The sequence below is a fragment of the Anseongella ginsenosidimutans genome, from assembly GCF_008033235.1.
In the GTDB taxonomy this organism is placed as follows: domain Bacteria; phylum Bacteroidota; class Bacteroidia; order Sphingobacteriales; family Sphingobacteriaceae; genus Anseongella; species Anseongella ginsenosidimutans.
Window position 1 is genome coordinate 1,189,582 of record NZ_CP042432.1, and the last position, 18,044, is coordinate 1,207,625.

General features: G+C 51.1%; 15 protein-coding genes and 1 pseudogene. 5 read left to right on the forward strand and 11 right to left on the reverse strand.

What is annotated here, in order from left to right; all coding sequences use genetic code 11:
• Window positions 1-6 precede the first annotated feature (6 nt).
• The 7 genes and pseudogenes from argB to FRZ59_RS04980 all read right to left on the reverse strand — a co-directional run bounded on the left by argB (window position 7) and on the right by FRZ59_RS04980 (window position 7,022).
• Window positions 7-804, reverse strand: a complete 798-nt coding sequence (gene argB / locus FRZ59_RS04950; RefSeq protein ID WP_132128203.1) for an acetylglutamate kinase — start codon at window positions 802-804, stop codon at window positions 7-9.
• Window position 805: 1 nt separating this feature from the next.
• Window positions 806-1,765 carry a Rossmann-fold NAD(P)-binding domain-containing protein gene (locus FRZ59_RS04955; RefSeq protein ID WP_132128204.1) on the reverse strand — a complete coding sequence of 320 codons (960 nt, stop codon included), beginning with the start codon at window positions 1,763-1,765 and terminating at the stop codon, window positions 806-808.
• Window positions 1,766-1,816: 51 nt separating this feature from the next.
• Window positions 1,817-2,944 (reverse strand): aspartate aminotransferase family protein, encoded by a 1,128-nt coding sequence (locus tag FRZ59_RS04960; RefSeq protein WP_132128205.1) that lies wholly within the window; start codon window positions 2,942-2,944, stop codon window positions 1,817-1,819.
• 1 nt (window position 2,945) lies between these two features.
• Window positions 2,946-3,751, reverse strand: a pseudogene (gene proC / locus FRZ59_RS04965) (pyrroline-5-carboxylate reductase).
• Between the two features lie 362 nt (window positions 3,752-4,113).
• Window positions 4,114-5,121: an N-acetyl-gamma-glutamyl-phosphate reductase gene (gene argC, locus FRZ59_RS04970; RefSeq protein WP_132128207.1), complete on the reverse strand. Its 1,008-nt coding sequence runs from the start codon at window positions 5,119-5,121 to the stop codon at window positions 4,114-4,116.
• Entirely contained in the window at window positions 5,108-6,298 is a 1,191-nt protein-coding gene (locus tag FRZ59_RS04975; protein ID WP_132128208.1) for an argininosuccinate synthase, read from the reverse strand. Before FRZ59_RS04975 ends, argC begins: the two co-directional genes overlap by 14 nt.
• A gap of 16 nt (window positions 6,299-6,314) precedes the next feature.
• Window positions 6,315-7,022 carry a GNAT family N-acetyltransferase gene (locus FRZ59_RS04980; protein WP_225975193.1) on the reverse strand — a complete coding sequence of 236 codons (708 nt, stop codon included), beginning with the start codon at window positions 7,020-7,022 and terminating at the stop codon, window positions 6,315-6,317.
• 373 nt (window positions 7,023-7,395) lie between these two features.
• Here FRZ59_RS04980 and FRZ59_RS04985 point away from each other — a divergent pair, with 373 nt between their 5' ends.
• From FRZ59_RS04985 to FRZ59_RS19895, 3 genes are read left to right on the forward strand one after another with little or no spacing between them, the layout of a single operon-like run.
• Complete coding sequence (locus FRZ59_RS04985) at window positions 7,396-8,727, forward strand: M28 family peptidase (protein WP_132128209.1); 1,332 nt, start codon at window positions 7,396-7,398, stop codon at window positions 8,725-8,727.
• 8 nt (window positions 8,728-8,735) lie between these two features.
• Entirely contained in the window at window positions 8,736-9,068 is a 333-nt protein-coding gene (locus tag FRZ59_RS04990) for a hypothetical protein (RefSeq protein WP_225975194.1), read from the forward strand.
• A complete protein-coding gene (locus tag FRZ59_RS19895) occupies window positions 9,002-9,229 on the forward strand; it encodes a GNAT family N-acetyltransferase (RefSeq protein ID WP_225975267.1) in 228 nt (75 codons plus the stop codon). Before FRZ59_RS04990 ends, FRZ59_RS19895 begins: the two co-directional genes overlap by 67 nt.
• A gap of 92 nt (window positions 9,230-9,321) precedes the next feature.
• On the opposite strand, the gene FRZ59_RS04995 is transcribed toward FRZ59_RS19895, so the two are convergent.
• Together FRZ59_RS04995 and FRZ59_RS05000 are read right to left on the reverse strand one after the other, a co-directional pair.
• Window positions 9,322-9,960 (reverse strand): thiamine phosphate synthase, encoded by a 639-nt coding sequence (locus FRZ59_RS04995; protein ID WP_132128211.1) that lies wholly within the window; start codon window positions 9,958-9,960, stop codon window positions 9,322-9,324.
• Window positions 9,961-9,997: 37 nt separating this feature from the next.
• Entirely contained in the window at window positions 9,998-12,445 is a 2,448-nt protein-coding gene (locus FRZ59_RS05000; protein WP_132128212.1) for a TonB-dependent receptor, read from the reverse strand.
• A 440-nt stretch (window positions 12,446-12,885) separates the two neighbouring features.
• Between FRZ59_RS05000 and FRZ59_RS05005 the strand changes: the two genes are divergently transcribed.
• Window positions 12,886-13,287, forward strand: coding sequence for a carboxypeptidase-like regulatory domain-containing protein (locus FRZ59_RS05005; RefSeq protein ID WP_207910215.1), 402 nt, complete (start codon window positions 12,886-12,888; stop codon window positions 13,285-13,287).
• A 117-nt stretch (window positions 13,288-13,404) separates the two neighbouring features.
• Here FRZ59_RS05005 and FRZ59_RS05010 read toward each other — a convergent pair whose 3' ends face one another.
• Both FRZ59_RS05010 and FRZ59_RS05015 read right to left on the reverse strand, forming a co-directional pair.
• Window positions 13,405-13,932, reverse strand: coding sequence for an AAA family ATPase (locus tag FRZ59_RS05010; RefSeq protein WP_132128214.1), 528 nt, complete (start codon window positions 13,930-13,932; stop codon window positions 13,405-13,407).
• A gap of 9 nt (window positions 13,933-13,941) precedes the next feature.
• Complete coding sequence (locus FRZ59_RS05015; protein WP_132128215.1) at window positions 13,942-15,054, reverse strand: metallophosphoesterase; 1,113 nt, start codon at window positions 15,052-15,054, stop codon at window positions 13,942-13,944.
• Window positions 15,055-15,177: 123 nt separating this feature from the next.
• Between FRZ59_RS05015 and carB the strand changes: the two genes are divergently transcribed.
• On the forward strand, window positions 15,178-18,042 hold the full coding sequence (gene carB / locus FRZ59_RS05020) for a carbamoyl-phosphate synthase large subunit (protein WP_132128216.1): 2,865 nt from the start codon (window positions 15,178-15,180) through the stop codon (window positions 18,040-18,042).
• The last annotated feature ends 2 nt before the right edge of the window (window positions 18,043-18,044 follow it).

The following is an 18,044-nucleotide window of genomic DNA, read 5'->3' on the forward strand; positions in this document are numbered from 1 at the left end:
GGCTTATTAGGCCGGTTCAAGCCGTGTGCTGATATATGCTTCGCCTTCCATTATTTTTTCGAGATCGGCCGCGCGGCAAATATGCACCTGTTTTACGCCGCCTTTTAGAGCCGCGAACGCATTGTCCAGTTTGGGTATCATTCCTTTGGAAACGATCCCCTTCTCCTTTAATTCCGCGTAGCTTTCGGGATTAATGGCGAAGATGACGGATTCTTCGTCTTCGGGATCCTTCAGAACGCCTTTTTTCTCAAAGCAATAAACCAGCGTAACAGCGTACCTGCTGCTCAGGGATTCGGCCACGGCGGCTGCGATGGTATCGGCATTCGTATTCAGCAATTGTCCTTTACCGTCATGGGTAATGGGGGCAATTACCGGGAATAAACCATTCTCAAGCAAGGCGGAAAGAGGGCCACTGCCAATCTGACCGGCCTCTATATCACCTGCAAAGCCATAATCAATGGTTTTTACCGGGCGTTTCGCCGCCGGGATAATATTGCCGTCAGCGCCGGTAAGCCCCAGGGCGTTCACTCCTTCGGCCTGCAGCTTCGAAACGATCCGTTTATTGACCAGTCCGGCATACACCATGGTGACCACGTCCAGGGTTTCTTCGTCCGTGATCCGCCTGCCTTGGGCCATTTTCGGGGCTATTCCTAGTTTTATTCCAATGGTACTGGCTATTTTTCCGCCGCCGTGTACCAGCACTTTTAAACCGGGGACGCGGGCATAACTTTGGAGGAATGCTGCCAGTGCTTCCGGATCATCGATAACATTACCCCCTATTTTTATAAGCGTAAGGGCCTGCATATTAGAGCGCCTCCAGTATTTTCTTCAATACGGTCTGCGCGCTGACCACCCGGTTCGCAGCCTGCTGCAATACCAGTGAGTTAGGGCCGTCCAGCACTTCAGCAGCAAGTTCCACATCCCGTCGTACGGGCAGGCAGTGCATCACGCGCGCATTGCTGGTAAGTTTCAGCTTCCTGTTATCTATCATCCAATCCTGGCCGTCGGCATGGAATTGCCCGTAATTCTTATAAGAAGACCAGTTCTTGACATACACGAAATCGGCTCCCCGCAGGGCTTCGTCCAGGTTATGGGTAATGCCGGCGCCCCGGGTGAATTCAGGGTTGAGTTCCAGCCCTTCCGGCTGCGCGATCACGAAGTCCAGCCCTATTTCCTTTTGCGCCCTGCACATCCACTCCGAAAAAGAGTTAGGCACTGCCTGGGGTAGGGAGCGTACGTGCGGCGCCCAGGCCAATACGACCTTTGGATGTTTTTTAGTTTTATTTTCTTCGATCGTGATCAGGTCCGCGAAACTTTGCAGAGGATGGAGGGTCGCGCTTTCCATCGAGATCACGGGAACCCCGCAAAAGCGGATGAACTTATTAAGGATCTCCTCGTGGTAATCTTCGTCCCTGTTCACAAGGCCTGGAAAACTGCGGAGGCCCAGCAGATCGCAGTACTGGCCCATCACGCCGGCAGCTTCGCGTATATGTTCCACGGTGCTGCCATTCATGACGCAGCCGTCCTGGAATTCCAGCGCCCATCCTTCCTTGTCTATATTCATCACAATGACGTTCATCCCCAGGTTAAGGGCCGCCTTTTGGGTGCTTAACCTTGTACGCAGGCTGGGATTCATAAAGATCAGGCCCAGCGTTTTATTTGCTCCTTTCGCCTTGTCGGCAAAAGGCTGCTTTTTATTCCTCAGCGCTTCGGCTAAGAGAGAAGGAAGGTCTTCAATATCGCTGACGGAAGTAAACTTTTTCATCGAACTCGTTTAAATTTTGATCTGTAATGCGGCAGGCGCCGCTTCAAAGTTCTATTTTTTCAGTACTTTATCAAACGCATCAAAGAAAATGTTTACTTCTTTTTCGCCGATGTTCAAAGCAGGAAGGACACGGATCGTATTTTTATCGGAAGAAGAACCCGTGAAGATCCCATGTTCCTGCAGGAGGGTTTTCCGTACAGGGGCGCAAGGTTCTTCTAGTTCTATACCGATCATGAGGCCCCGTCCGCGCACTTCCCGGATGCCTTGCCGGCCTGTAAGTTCTTCGATGAAAAGATCTCCGGTCCGGGCGGCGTTGGCAACCAGGCCTTCCTCCTTCATGACGTCCAGGACCGCTGCGGCGGCGGCGCAGGCCAGGTGATTTCCGCCGAAGGTCGTTCCCAGCATACCGTGCCGGGCAGCAATGGAAGGATGGATCAGGATGCCTCCTACCGGGAACCCGTTACCCATGCCTTTAGCCATGCTGATGATATCGGGTTGTACACCAGCCTCCTGGTGAGCGAAGAAATTTCCTGTGCGGCCGTATCCTGATTGTACTTCGTCAAGGATCATGATCGCCCCGAAGCGGTTGCAGAGTTCACGTATCTTCCGGAGGAAAGCAGTTGAAGGCACCTGTACGCCGCCTACTCCCTGTATCCCTTCAATAATGACTGCTGCTACCTCTTCGTCCATAAGCGTTTCCAGCGCAACTTCGTCGTTAAAGGGGGCGAAAATAAATTGCCCGCTTTCATTAACGGGTGCGATAATGGAAGGGTTGTCAGTAGCGGCTACCGCGGCCGAAGTGCGTCCGTGAAAGGCTTTGCTGAAGCTAATGATCTTTTTCCTCCTGGTATGGAAGGATGCCAGCTTAAAGGCATTTTCGTTCGCCTCGGCCCCGGAATTCACGAGGAAGAGCTGGTAATCATCGTAACCGCTTAATGCGGCGAGCTTATCAGCAACTTCTTGCTGTCCGGGGATTTGTACCGAATTTGAATAGAAGCCTATCCGGCTTAGCTGTTCACTTATTTTCTGCACGTAATGCGGATGGCTGTGCCCGATGGAAATGACGGCGTGTCCGCCGTAGAGGTCCAGGTATTTCCTGCCCTTGGTGTCCCAGAGGTAAGATCCGAGCGCTTTTACCGGCTCGATGTCAAATAAAGGATATACGTCGAATAGTGGCATTTTAGTCAGTTTTATAAAGGTTTCCGGCTTTTTCGGCCGATGTAACAATACCGCGGATCATGGCGGAACTGAATCCGTAATGTTCCATCTGGTTCAGCCCGGCAATGGTACAGCCGCGGGAGAAGTAACTTTGTCAATTTCATGCTCCGGGTGGGAGTATTTGTCGGCCAGCAGCCCTGCGGCGCCCTTGGCCGTCTGTGCGGCCATCATCAAGGCCTCTTCGGCATGGAAGCTGATCTCAATCCCTCCCTGGGAGGCCGCTCTGATGGCTCTGAGAAAAAAAGCGATCCCGCAGGCGCAAAGTGCTGTTGCGGCAAGCATCTGTTCTTCCTTGATAACCATTGTCTTTCCCACGGCGTCAAAAATGCGCCGGGTCAGCTCAATTGATCCCGGTGTGGAAATAGCGTCGGAGGCAATACAGGTCATAGATTCTCCAATAGCAATGGCGGTATTGGGCATAGCCCTTACGATGGGTACCTCATTGCCAAGTTGCTGGCGAAGGTCATTTACGCTGACACCGGTAACGATGGATATCACGATGTGTTTAGCAGGGTCGATATCCTTTTTAATAGCGCTCAGTACCTGGTTCAGCTGCTGGGGCAAAACGCTGATGATAATTATCTCCGCGTTCCTGGTTGCTTCCTCATTGTTTGCGGTGATCAGGAAACCTTCCCTGCTCATTTCCTCCAGCGCTGCGGGGTTCCGGCGGGTAATGGATACTTCCTCTTTTTTATAGAGCCCTTTTTGAGTAATGCCCCTGGCGATGGCGGTTCCCAGGTTGCCTCCTCCTAAAATTGCTACGTTCATTGTGTTGGGTTTTATTGTTTGTTGGGTCCAAAACAAGGGGTCGCGGTCTCCTGAACCGCGGCTCGCTGATTTCAAGGGACCGAAAGCTTCGCTTTCCCCTTAAAATCAAAGGCCGCTCCCAGGAGACCGCGACCCCTTGTTTTGAATCTGTTTAATCTTTACCCTCCTCTCTCTCTTCGCAGTCGGTTTGTTGCCGGAGAGATTGGGGGATTTAAGGTTGAAAGCTTTGCTTTCTCCTTAACGTTAATTTTTTGCCCTCTTCTCTCGCAATCGGTTTGTTGCCGGGAGAGAGATTTGGGGGATTTTAAGGTTGAAAGCTTCGCTTTCTCCTTAAAGTTGCGGGGGCGCTTCGGGTCCTGGGCCTAGAACGCTGAGGGTTTTAGTCTCAGGCCGGTTTGTTCGTCCAGGGCGAAGAGCAGGTTCATGTTTTGTACTGCCTGGCCCGATGCGCCTTTTAGCAAGTTATCTGTAATACTGATGATCATTAGTTTGTCGCCGTGCCTTTCCAGGTAAAGGAGGCACTTATTTGTGTTTACTACTTGTTTCAGGTCAATATTGACGGGGCTCAGATGCGTGAAAGCGTGGTTCCTGTAATAGCTTTCGTATAGTTCGCGGGCTGCGGCTTCGTCCAGCGCACACTCCAGGTATGCGGATACAATGATCCCCCGGCTGAAATCGCCCCGGTAGGGGATCAGGTTCAGGGAGCTGCCGAATCCCGGCTGCAGCTGGTTCAGGCTGCGGGTGATCTCTTTCAGGTGCTGGTGCCCGAATGGCTTATAAACGGACAGGTTGTTGCTCCTCCAGCTGAAATGCGTGGTGGGTGACGGCGCTTGTCCCGCCCCGGTAGAACCGGTGGTGGCGGTCAGATGGACATCATTATTCAGAACGCCTGCTGCGGCAAGTGGCAGCAGGGCAAGCTGGATGCCCGTGGCAAAGCAGCCGGGATTGGCAATATTCCGGGCGGTTTTGATCGCTTCCCTGTTCAATTCCGGCAATCCGTAAACAAAGTGCCGGGCGCCTCCGGCCTGACCGCCGCCGGCCGGGAATTCCAGGTTCGGGTCATTGCGAAAATCCTGGCTGAGGTCTATGATGCGGATGTGGTCCGCTACCGGGTTTGCTTCCAGGTACTTCCGGGCATTTCCATGACCTACACAAAGGAAAAGTACATCAATATCTTCGCTGGTTTCGGCGGAGAACTTCAGATCAGTATCCCCAAGAAGATCGGTATGTACCTGGTACACATATTTGCCGGCCTGGCTCTGACTGTGAGCGAACGCAATGTGGGCTGCCGGATGGTTAATAAGCAGGCGGATAAGCTCTCCGCCGGTATAGCCCGCGGAACCAACAATGCCAATATTAATTTTCTTCATTTACGTTATAATAGATGGCCGTTTGGTTGCCGAATATTTTGGTGAATCCCTTAACGTCTTCGGCGGTCCAGCCCTTGTTCATTTCACCGTAGCTGCCAAAGCGGGCGGACATCAGGTCATGCGCCGATTCAATGCCGTTCACGGTAAAACGGTGGGGGTGAAGCGTCAGGAAAACCTTTCCTGTTACGTTTTGCTGGGTGTCTTCCAGGAACTTTTCGATGTTCCGCATGGTCGGGTCCAGCAATTGGCCTTCATGCAGCCAGTTGCCATACCACATGGCCAGCTGGTCTTTCCAGTAAAGCTGCCACTTTGTGAGAACGTGTTTCTCCAAAGTATGGTGCGCTTTTATGATCAGTACCGGGGCGGCAGCCTCAAATCCGACCCTTCCCTTGATTCCGATGATCGTATCGCCAACGTGTATATCACGGCCGATACCAAAGGGAGCGGCAATTGCGCTCAGCCTGCGGATAGCTTCCGCGGGTTTTTCAAACTTCTCTTCGTTAACGCCTTTCAGTTCTCCTTTTTCAAAGTGAAGGGTGAGATCTTCAGGCTGTTCCTTGCTCACAGGAGTAGGAAAGGCTGCGTCCGGAAGCGGCTGGCCGGAAGTAAGCGTCTCCTTCCCGCCAACCGAAGTGCCCCATATCCCTTTATTAATGGAATACTTCGCCTTTTCAAAATTCATCTCCACTCCGTGACTTTTCAGGAACTCTATTTCGGCTTCCCTGGAAAGCTGGAGATCACGTATGGGAGTGATGATCTCCGCGCCCGGCAGCAGGATCTGGAAGATCATATCAAAACGTACCTGGTCGTTGCCCGCTCCCGTGCTTCCGTGGGCAACTGCATCCGCGCTGATCTTTTTCGCATAAGCGGCAATGGACATTGCCTGGGAAATACGTTCGGCGCTGACGGAAAGAGGGTAGGTGTTGTTTTTCAGAATATTGCCGAAAACGAGGTACCTGATACAGCTTTCGTAATATTGATCAACGGCGTCCACGCATTCGTAGCTGGCCGCTCCGAGTTCCATTGCCCGCTTTTCAATGTCCTTTATCTCTTCCTTGCTGAAGCCGCCGGTATCCACCGTTACGGCATGCACTTCCATGTGCTTTATTTTTGATAAATAAAGGAGACAGTAGGTGGTATCGAGGCCTCCGCTGTATGCTAAAACAACTTTTTTCATTAGATCGGGTTTGAGATCAGACTTTTGACAATAATACGAATACCTTCGCCGAACGCTTTAGGCGGGCATTGATCCGCTCGAGTAAAGTGGCTTTATGCGTAATCTGCTCCAGCTTTTCACGGGCGATTTTTTCCGCATCTTCCTTTTCCTTGCGTTCCTTTTCCCGGCGTTCTTCTTCCTTTTCTTCGGGATCGTAAAGCATGGCTGTACAAAGGCAGTTCTTACGCTCTTTGCTCATGAGTATGTCATGGTTTACACAGCTCCTGCAGCCCTTCCAGAACTCCTCATCATCAGTAAGTTCCGAATAGGGGACCGGTTCGTAGCCCAGCTCCGAATTAATTTTCATTACTGCAAAGCCGGTGGTAAGGCCGAAGATCTTTGATTCCGGGTATTTTTCCCGGGAAAGCTCAAAAATACGGTATTTGATGGCTTTTGCCAAGCCGTGTTTGCGGTAATCAGGATGCACGATCAGGCCCGAATTGGCTACGAATTTCCCGTGGCCCCAGGTTTCGATATAACAAAACCCGGCCCAGGAACCGTCCTTATGCAAAGCGATCACTGCTTTCCCTTCCTGCATTTTTTTCCTGATGTACTCAGGGGAACGCTGCGCGATGCCGGTACCCCTTGCTTTGGCGCTTTCGGCCATTTCAGTGGTGATGGTTTCGGCATAGTCCAAATGCCGTTCATCCGCAACAGTGATTAAGAAGTCGTTTAATGTTTCCACCTGAACTTACGTTGGGCGATTAATAAAATTTCGCTGCCGGCACCAAATTCCGGCTGACCGAACCTGTTTTAAAATAAAAAGAAATATTTGGGGGAGGTATCGCTGCGTAAGCGACCATATTAATTATAGACGCATCAGCGTCTCGGGAAGGGTCTGATCAGGTACGAAGGGACAAAGGATAACCGGTAAATACCGCTTATCTTACCCAGGATGTATGATAACAAATTTTTCTTCATCGTCGTACTTCGGATCTTCGTAAATCCTTGTTAAGGAAGCAAAGATCACAAAAAAACATGGATAATCACAAATTATTTTTTTATTCCGTTTTTCGCCTTCAAATTTTCGTAATTTCATCTTTTATAGAGTTTATGATATGAAATCATTATTTACTGCCGGTATTTTTTCGGTCGTTTTTCTTTTTAATGCATCCGCGCAGGAGGCAGGAACCGGGAAAGCGGATACGATAAGCGTGAGCGAGGTAAGGAGCATTATTGAAGTATTATCGGCAGACAGCCTGAAAGGCCGGGGGCTGCTGAACGGAGGAGCGGACATTGCCTCTGACTATATTATCGGGAAATTCAAAGAGATAGGGCTGGTGCCGGGGCCCGGGCAAACGGATTTCAGGCAGGATTTCAAACTGAAAAGGGTAACGTATACCGGTTATCATGCCCGTCTGGATTCCGAAATGGTCAGGGTGCCGAATATTATCGTGGCAAGTAAACAGCTAAGCCTCGACTGGAACCAGGATACCCCGGATATCAAAGTAATATTCATAGGGGTAAAAGACGATATCCGCCGGAAGCTGGAATATGTCAACCGCCTCAAATCGGATAAGCTGGTGGTGATGGACCCCATCCTGCGGCCCATCTTTAACCGCATCGGCGCCGGGGTGCAGCTTGAAAAATATTTTATTGACTCGGCTTATACGCCCCGCGATCCTTATTCTACCGTGTTCCTGCTGACGGATGTTTACGAATTCAATGAATTTGAGGTAAAGGCCCAGAGTAAAACGGAAGAAATTGCTGCCCATAACATTATCGGTGTACTTCCGGGCAAAAGCCGGCAGGACGAGTACGTGATATTTTCTTCCCACTATGACGGTCTGGGTTATATTCCGGCCGATAAAGGGGATACCATTGCCAACGGAGCAGACGACGGGGGATCCAGTACTACCGCGCTGCTGACGCTGGCCAAACATTTCAGGGAAAAGGATGAGAATGAGCGTTCCATTATGTTTGTCGCATTTTCCGCCCAGAAAGCGGGCGGAGTAGGCTCGGAATATTTTTCCGCTACCATTGATCCGCAAAAAATAGTGGCCGCGGTGAACATGGACGTGATCGGGAAAGCCTCTCAATTCGGGCCGGAAAGCGCCTATATTACCGGTTATAAAAAATCAACCCTTCCGGAGATCATACGCGATAATGCTCCACGGAAGTTCAAATTCAGGCCAGATCCCTACCGCGAGGCGGACCTTTTCCGGCAATCGGATAATTTCCCGCTGGCGCAGCTGGGTATACCCGCGCATACCATTTCCACTTTTCAGTTGGGCGCCGATCCCTATTATAATGGCGCGCGCGACGATATACATACGATCCTGGCTTATATTGATAACCTGACTTCCATTATTAATGCCATAGCGGTTTCCACGCACCCCATCATAAGCGGCGAAGTCACTCCTACCAGGATTGACCCGGAAGATATATAAGCATTTCCATGGAATCCATATACATCCGGGAAGGTGCCGCCGGAGATATTCCCCTTATCCGGGAACTCGCCGGGCGTACCTGGTGGCCGGCGTATCGTGAAATCCTGGCCGGGGAGCAGATCCGTTACATGCTTGACCGCCTTTACTCCGAAAATGCGCTTCAGGAACAAATGGAAAGAGGCCACTGCTTCCTCCTGGCCTATAAAAGCGACCGCCCCTGGGCTTTGCTTCCTGGTCCGTCAGCCAGGGATCAGGAACCTGCCGGCTTCATAAGATTTACGTTTTGCCCGAAACACAGGGTAAGGGAACAGGACGCTTCCTCATCAACACCGTTGAACTAAAAGCGAAGGAACAGGGTTGCCAGGTCCTTGAACTGAACGTGAACCGCTTCAACAAGGCCCGAAGCTTCTATGAAAAGCTGGGCTTCAAAGTCCAGCGGACCGAAGATATTCCCATCGGGCCTTTCTTTATGAACGATTATATTATGCAGAAAATACTCTGAACATTCCCGAGAGCCGTTTGCAAGCATCTTCATCGTTAAATCCGATGAAGCCCCGGATCCCGAATGAAATGAAACCTGGCGGGCCCGGCCGTTCAGGAAAGTTTCTTGTAGAACTCCCGGTAAGCGGCTCCGGGGTTTTCCGAAAGGTTCACGGCGGAAGAAACCGCCACCCCGGCTATACCGGTTTTCATGAGTCCGTCCACGTCCCCGATCTTAATGCCTCCGGCGGCGATAACGGGAATATCTACGTTCCGCTTCTGCAGTTCTTCGGCGATGCGCAGGTAATCGGCCGCGCCAAGGAAGTCATTGGAATGACGGATAGTTTGCGTAGGCTTATGCGGGCCAAGACCCACGTAATCGGCCCCCGCGTCATGAGCCGCCAGTATATCTTCCAGCGTATGCGCCGATCCGCCGATGGTCTTATCGTCCCCAAGCAGCCTGCGGGCTTCCTTAACCGGCATATCGCCGCGTTCCAGGTGGACCCCCTGGGCTTCGGCAAGCTCCAGGCAGATCTCCACTGAAGAGCAGATGATCAGGGTGGTACCCCAGTCATCGCAAATCGCTTCCAGGCCGGCGGCTTCTTCCAGCCAGGCGGTTTTATCTGTTTTGTTTTTACTCCGGTACTGGATCCATTTTGCCCCGGCCTCGCAGGCGGCGGTGGCCAGTTCCAGGTGTGAAAAGCCAGGCACGTCCTGCGTCAGATAATGAAAACGGGAAATATACTTTTTCATTTTGATGTCGATTTGTGGTGCAATGTAAGAACAACCATTAAAATTTAAGGGACAAACCTGCCAGGAAATGAACGCCAGCCTGGGGGAAATAGAAGTTTTCCCGCGTAGTTTCACCTCCGCTGATATACCCGTAGGTATAACCGTTGGACTCGTATTCCGTGTCAAAAATGTTATTGACGAGCAAGGTTGCTCTGAGTTCTTTAAAACCTTTCACCGGGAAGCTGTAAGCGGCCCGGATGTCATTGACGAACCAGGGGTCAAGGCGCCTGCTTTCGCTGGAAGTATTATCAAGGTATTGCTTCCCTACGTATTTACTCATGAACGCCGCTGAAAAGCGGGGGAAGGGCTGGTAAACCAGTTCGCTGCCGGCAATAATGCCCGGTGAAAACGCAATATCCGTTTCTTTATACGTTTCCGCTTCCTGCGCCCCGGAATCGTAATTGTCCAGGTACTCAGTGAATTCCCGGATCTTGTTTATGCTGAAGGTTGCATTGGCCGTCCAGCTTACTTTATCATGAATGCGGACGGAGCCGTAGAGTTCCAGGCCGGTCCGGTAGCTCCTGGGAATATTCACGCGGGTATAAGATCCTACGTCGTTGATCTTTCCCGTCAGGATCAGCTGGTCACGATAACTCATGAGGTAATAATTCAGGCCGAAGCTTCCGTTTTTGAAACGGCCGTTCCAGCCGGCTTCCAGGTCGTACAGGCGTTCGGGGCTTGGCCGGCTGCCCGGCGTGGATTCGGTATAGTCATCCCGGTTAGGCTCTTTGTTAGCCATGCTGAAGGAGGCATAGAGCCGCTGCTGCGCGTTCAGCCGGAAGCTCAGCCCCGCTTTCGGGTTAAAAAAGTCCAGGCTTACATCCTGTTGTACATTCTTTCCGTTGCGGTCAAAGCCCAGGAAGGAATAAAAAACCCGCCGGTATTGAATATCGGCAAAAATGCTCAGTTGTTCCGTGAGAGAATGTTCCAGCTTTCCATATACATTAAAGTCGGTCTTAAATGCATCATTATCATAGTACCGCTCGTCCTTGAAGCTCCCTGATGCGAATTGCGCCCAGGTGATCTCCCCGAAGTGATTGCCACGGTACTCGTTGTATGCTCCACCCAGCGTAAAAGTGCTTCGCTCAGTGGGCTCATAATTCAGGGAATAGGTAACTCCGTAAAAGGTGTTATCCAGCCAGCGGCGTCTTACCAGGTCGGTTGTGCGGATGGTATCGCCCCCTGTTATTATATTTTCCAGCCCGTAATCCGCGAAGTCCTGCCCGGCTTGGAGTTCCTCGTAGTAGCCCTTGCCTTTCGTCAGGTGCAGCCCCAGGTTGGCGTTCAATTCCCTTGCAAACTGATGCGAATAGAGCGCCTGGTAATGATCCTGCTGGTAATTATCCGTCTGGTCCTTATAGGTGAACTGGTTATAGGTGCGCGACCCGGAGTTTAACAGCAGATCCGCCTCAGAATCATTCAGGCCGTTGCGGGCGATGAAGTCTTCCATACCCTCGTGGTCACCCCTCAGGCGCGCTTCGGGGATCCCGTTCCAGGCCTGGTAGGTTTCTTCCTTTCCCGAAAAGACATTGAAACTTAACAGGTCTTTTTTGCCCTGGTATGTGCCGTTCAGAAAGAAAGAATGCAGTTGGGAAGCAGCACGGTCTACAAAACCATCGGAACTGATACGGGAGAGCCGCCCGTTAAAGCTAAAAGCTTTATTTATCAGTCCGGTGCCCACCGAAACGGTGTTTTTGAGCGTGTTGAAAGAACCGTAGGAATTATCTACGCTGGCATAAGGCTCAACCGCTGCTTTTGTTGTTTGTATATTAATGCTTCCGCCGAAGGCGCCCGCTCCGTTGGTGGAAGTTCCCACTCCTCTCTGTATTTGCAGGTTGTCAACGGAAGACGCAAAATCCGGCAGGTTCACAAGGAAAGTACCCTGGGATTCGGCATCGTTCAGGGGAATGCCGTTAATGGTAAGGTTAACGCGCGTATTATCGCTTCCCCGGATGCGGATCCCGGTGTACCCTACGCCATTCCCCGCGTCCGAACTGACGACTACCGAGGGGCTCATGTTGAGCAGGTAGGGCAGATCCTGCCCGAGGTTCTGCTTTTCAAGGTATTCCTTGCTAATGTTGCTAAAGGCAGTAGCCGAGTTGGCGGACGCCCTGGTGGCGGTAACGATGACTTCTTCTGTTAAATATGTTTTTGGTTCAAGCGCTATTTCCAGGCTTTCGCTTTGCGGAAGGCTTACCGGCAGCTCCGCCGTTGCATAGCCGATAAAGGTGATTTGCAGAATGTAGCTGCCCTGCTGAAGGTTTGTAAACTGGAAATGCCCTGAGGCATCAGCCTGCGTACTCATGAATGTGTTTTGAAGGCGGATAGTTGCCCCCGGGAGCGGCGCGCCGCTTATCTTGTCCCGGATTACCCCGTTCAATACATGCTGCCCGAAAGCGCATGCAGAACTGATTAGTGTCATTAAGATGACAAAAATAGTCTTCATTTTTTTGAAAATTTAACAGGGTTGATTTATATCCAGTTCCCTACGCCGGCATTATCCGGATCAGGTTTCTGCCGCAGGTTTGTAATTTACCTGCTGGCAATGGGTATGATCTCAGCCCGGAAGGGCACCCCTTGGTGAAAGGCTCAAATCTACGGCGTATAAAGGGAATTACCAAATTGTAGCGCTTTGCTGACATATTGTAGAGCTGCTACCATCTAAGGGGAAGGCATTTATAGTGTTTTTTAGCCCTAATGGCGCAAAAAAGCGGCAAGTATAAACTCCAGAGTTTATATTCCGATTTCTGGAACAGCTGTTGCAATAGCTATTGCACGAACACGAAATGTCAATTAAAAAGAGTATAAAGCATGTAAACCGTACTTCTACTTCTCAATATGTTAAAAACTAAAATTAATGTCAATTAAGTTATGAGAAAATCAAGTTTGAAGTACTTACTGTTAGCCGGGATGGCTAGTGGTTTGTTGGCTTTTACAGCTGCCCAGGAAGGTTCAATTTCAGGAACCGTAACGCCGGCAGAATCCGCGGCCGTAGTTTGGACAGTAGCAGGATCCGACACCCTGAAAGCAGCAGCTGATGCTACTACAGGTGCGTTTGAAATTACTGGTGTTCCCGCAGGAGATTACACGCTAACAATTGACGGAGCTGATCCCTACGCGGATACTACCTTAACTGTTACCGTTGAGGACGGCCAGGCTACTGATGTTGGCGAGATCGAATTGTCCGGAGGCGCTGCTGACGCGGGCCTTGAAGGCGATGCTGGTCTTGAAGGTGACGGAGGTCTTGAAGGTGACGCAGGCGATGCCGGCGACGCCGGAGGATTTTAAATAATTTCCTCAGCATATACAAAAAAAGCACCCGGCCGGAAGGCGGGGTGCTTTTTTTTGTTGTGCCCTTCCCGGGGCTATCATGCGTTTAGCCGGAACGTACCTGGCCTCCCGTGATCAACTGGTAATTTCCCCGCCCTTTAACTCCTCAATGATCCTGACGGCGCATTGCAGGCGTTTTTCTCCCAGGCCGGAAACCACCCTGTAGGTGGCGTTCAGCGCTTCCAGTTCTTTTTTATAGCGTTCAAAGAAGTATTCCCGCCTGTGCGGAAATCCGCGAAGGGGATCGTCCTCCCAGGGCATGTCAATGTCCGTTAACAGGTACAGGTCGTAAAACCGGTTCTTTACTTCTTCAATGATGAACTCCGGGCATTCGTTGAAAACTTCCTCGCAAAAAACCTTGACATTCAGGATGGTGACATCGCAGATGAGCAGGCGGTTTGCCAGCGGCTCCAGGCTCTCTTCCAGCGCGATCTGCCCGTAAAACATGTTTACTTCATCCTGGAGGACGGGGTCTTTCCCAAGATAGCTGCAATAGTAGCGGGCGTACTCGGGAACCCATACCGTTTGGTAATGTTTGGCAAGCTGCAGCGCCAGCGTGGATTTGCCCGTGGACTCCGGGCCGATAACGGCTACCTTGATCATTATTATTTTTTATTCCGAAAGCTCAAAGGAAAACTCATCATAACTTTCGGTTCTCCAGGCCAGGTGGCGTGTAGAAGGGGAAATGGCAAAAAACGGGGAAAAAGTTTTTACGAGTACCGTTTTTCCATCCGGAAGGAATTCAAGAATGCGCAGCCAGCCATCGCCTCCGTTGCCATGCCATCCCCCGGCTTCCCGCTGGGCGTTGAACATCATCTGATGCACTTTCTGCCCGGCTGAATTCTTGTCGGTCCGGAAGCCGGTCTGCCCTTCATGGCCCTCGGTATCGGCTACATGCCCGCTGAAAACAAGCTGGATATTCTCAGACGGTTGAATAAGTTCCCTGAACAAGGCGGCGCCATGCGTCACATCTTTAAGCGGATAGCCTTCTTTTTCGATATGTATGTTATCCAGTACCCGGGACTTGATATAACTATGGGTAAGTACTACGGCGATATGATCCTTATATTCGGGGCGGGCCGCCACCGCGGAGGCCCAGTCCACTACTGCTTTACGGGGATTGAATTCCAGCGAGAACACGAGGAACGGCCTTTCATTGTCCTGGCCTGCCCTGAATTCGTAACAGGCATTTTCAAGTGTTTTGACGCCTGCGGCATTCGGGGCCATCTCTACAAGCAGGGCTTCGGTAAGCGGGTTGCGGTCCGGCGGAAAATACGTGCCGAACTGGCTGTACCTGTTTTCGGCGCTCTTATAACCGTAATCGTGATTTCCGGTGGCCAACACGTAAGGAACGATTCCGTCAAGGCGTGAAAAACCGCTGGATACGGCCTTCCATTGTTCCCGGCTGGTTTGGTTTCCGTTTACGCTATCGGGCTCAAGGATATAATTTTGTTCCACCAGGTCACCCGTGCAGAGGACGAGTTTAACGTTTAATTCATCGGCATTTTCCCTTATCCAGGCCGTCATCAGCTCAAATATACCCTGGTTACGGCCGAATTTTGAATAGGTTTGCGGATCCGGAAGCAGGATCATGCTCCAGGACTTGCTGTCGGAAAGGGCCGGCTCCCGGTAAGTTTCCTGCGGAAAGGCCGGCATTGAAAAAAGAAGAAGCGCTGCAAGCAGGCTCAGAACCCTGTTAAAAGGGATACGCGTAGTTTTTTTCATTTTATCTCAATATGCTTGGATGTAAATATAGATAATCGATTAAAATTTGATATTTTTGCCCAATTTTTGGAACAAGGGCCACGATGAATTATTTTCATAAAAGCTCTAAAACTCCCACCTCAAATGCCAAGAAACGAAAGTATAAAATCTGTTTTAATTATCGGCTCCGGTCCCATTATTATCGGGCAGGCTTGTGAGTTTGATTATTCAGGGTCCCAGGCTTCCCTGTCCCTGAAAGAAGAAGGAATTGAAGTAGCCATCATTAATTCCAACCCGGCTACCATTATGACAGATAAGGTGATCGCAGACCACGTTTATCTGAAACCGCTGACTACCGATTCTATCGCAGAGATCCTGGAGTTGCATTTACACACTCCCGGGATGAAGAAGATAGATGCGGTGCTGCCTACCATGGGCGGCCAGACGGCCCTTAATCTTTGCAAGGAAGCGGAGGAAAGAGGAATATGGGAACGGTTTGGCGTGAAGGTCATCGGCGTGGACGTAGATGCCATAGAACGGACCGAAAACCGGGAGGCTTTCCGCCAGCTGATGGTTGACATCGGCGTAGGCGTTGCCACATCCAAAATTGCCAATTCCTTCCTGGAAGGAAAGGAAGCAGCCCAGAAAATCGGTTTTCCGCTGGTAATCCGCCCTTCCTATACTCTTGGAGGTTCCGGCGGCGGTTTCGTACACCGGAAGGAAGAGTTTGACGCCGCCCTGAACAGGGGCCTGCAGGCCTCGCCCAGCCATGAAGTGCTGGTTGAGCAGGCAGTACTCGGCTGGAAGGAATTCGAGCTGGAGCTGCTTCGCGATAATAACGATAACGTGATCATTATCTGCTCCATCGAAAATTTCGACCCGATGGGCATCCATACCGGCGACTCCATAACGGTGGCCCCGGCCATGACGCTTTCCGACACGGCTTACCAGGAAATGCGTAACCAGGCGATTAAAATGATGCGTGCCATCGGCAATTTTGCCGGAGGCTGCAACGTGCAGTTTGCCATAGATCCGGAGACGGAGGAAATGATCGCTATTGAGATCAATCCCCGCGTTTCCCGTTCATCCGCCCTTGCTTCCAAGGCGACGGGTTATCCAATTGCGAAAATAGCGGCTAAACTGGCCATCGGTTACAACCTGGACGAACTGGAAAACCAAATCACCAAAACGACTTCGGCTTACTTTGAACCGGCGCTGGATTACGTGATCGTGAAGATCCCCCGCTGGAACTTTGATAAATTCCCAGGGGCAAACCGGCAGCTGGGCCTGCAGATGAAATCCGTTGGGGAAGTAATGGGCATTGGCCGGAGCTTTAACGAGGCGCTGCAGAAAGCCTGTCAATCCCTGGAGATCAACCGCTGGGGCCTTGGGGCCGACGGCCGCCAGGAGCGTAACCTGGACAAGATCATGGCGAGCCTGGAAAACCCATCCTGGGACCGGCTGTTCCACATCTGGGATGCACTTTCTCTTGGCGTACCCATTACCTCTGTTCAGAAAGCCACCCGTATAGACCGCTGGTTCCTTATGCAGATCAACGAACTGGTGTTGCTGGAAGGCCTTATAAAGCGCTTCGATATTCGCAATCTGCCCAAAGACCTGCTGGTGCAGGCAAAAGAAAAGGGCTTTTCCGATGCCCAAATAGCCTGGCTGCTTAAATGTACCGAAGATGAGGTGTATGATTACCGTACATCGCTCGGGATACGGCGGGCCTATAAAATGGTGGATACCTGCGCGGCGGAATTCCCGGCACAAACACCTTACTTTTACTCTACTTTTGAAGGCGCATCCACTTCCGGCGATAAAAGTAATCCCGCTAATGAATCCATCGTAAGCGACCGGAAAAAAGTAATCGTGCTGGGCTCGGGCCCTAACCGTATAGGCCAGGGGATCGAATTCGACTATTCCTGTGTACACGGGCTTATTGCCGCCAAGGAATCGGGTTACGAATCCATCATGGTCAACTGCAACCCGGAAACCGTTTCCACCGATTTCAACATGGCTGACAAGCTCTATTTCGAACCGGTTTTCTGGGAGCATGTGCGGGAGATCATCGACCTTGAAAAGCCGGAAGGCGTTATTGTTCAGCTTGGCGGGCAAACTGCCCTCAAGATGGCCGAGAAGCTGGATGAAAAGGGTATTCGCATCTTCGGTACGTCCTACCGGGATATGGACCTTGCCGAAGACCGGGGGCATTTTTCGGACCTCCTGAAAGAGCTTGATATTCCCTATCCCAGGTATGGTGTGGCTGATAACGCCGAAGAAGCCCTGGAAGTGGCTGCCCAGGTAGGTTACCCCGTTCTGGTGCGGCCTAGTTATGTGCTTGGCGGCCAGGGAATGAGCATTGTCATTAACGATGAAGAGCTGGAAAAGGCTGTTGTGAATCTTCTGAAGAATATTCCCGGCGGCCGCATTCTCATTGACCACTTCCTGGACCGCGCCGAAGAGGCTGAGTCGGATGCCATTTGTGACGGTGAAGATGTATGCATTATTGGTTTAATGGAGCATATTGAGCCTGCAGGCATCCATTCCGGCGATTCAAGCGCCGTGCTGCCTCCTTTCGAGCTTTCCGAAAATGTGATCCGGCAAATGGAAGAATACACGCGTAAACTGGCATTTGCCCTGAACGTGCGCGGCCTGCTGAATATCCAGTTCGCCATCAAAGATGAAAAGGTTTACGTGATAGAGGCTAATCCCCGCGCATCGCGAACCGTTCCTTTCATCGCCAAGGCCTATGATGTTCCCTTTATAAATATTGCCACCAAGGTCATGCTGGGAGCAAACAAGCTAAAGGATTTTAAAATAGAGCGGAAGCTGGAAGGTTACGCGATCAAAGAACCGGTATTCTCATTTGACAAATTCCCGGAAGTGAACAAGGAGCTGGGCCCCGAAATGAAATCGACCGGCGAAGCCATTCGTTTTATCAAGGACCTGGACGATCCTTTCTTCCGTCATTTGTACAAGGAAAAATCAATGTACCTCAGCAAGTGATA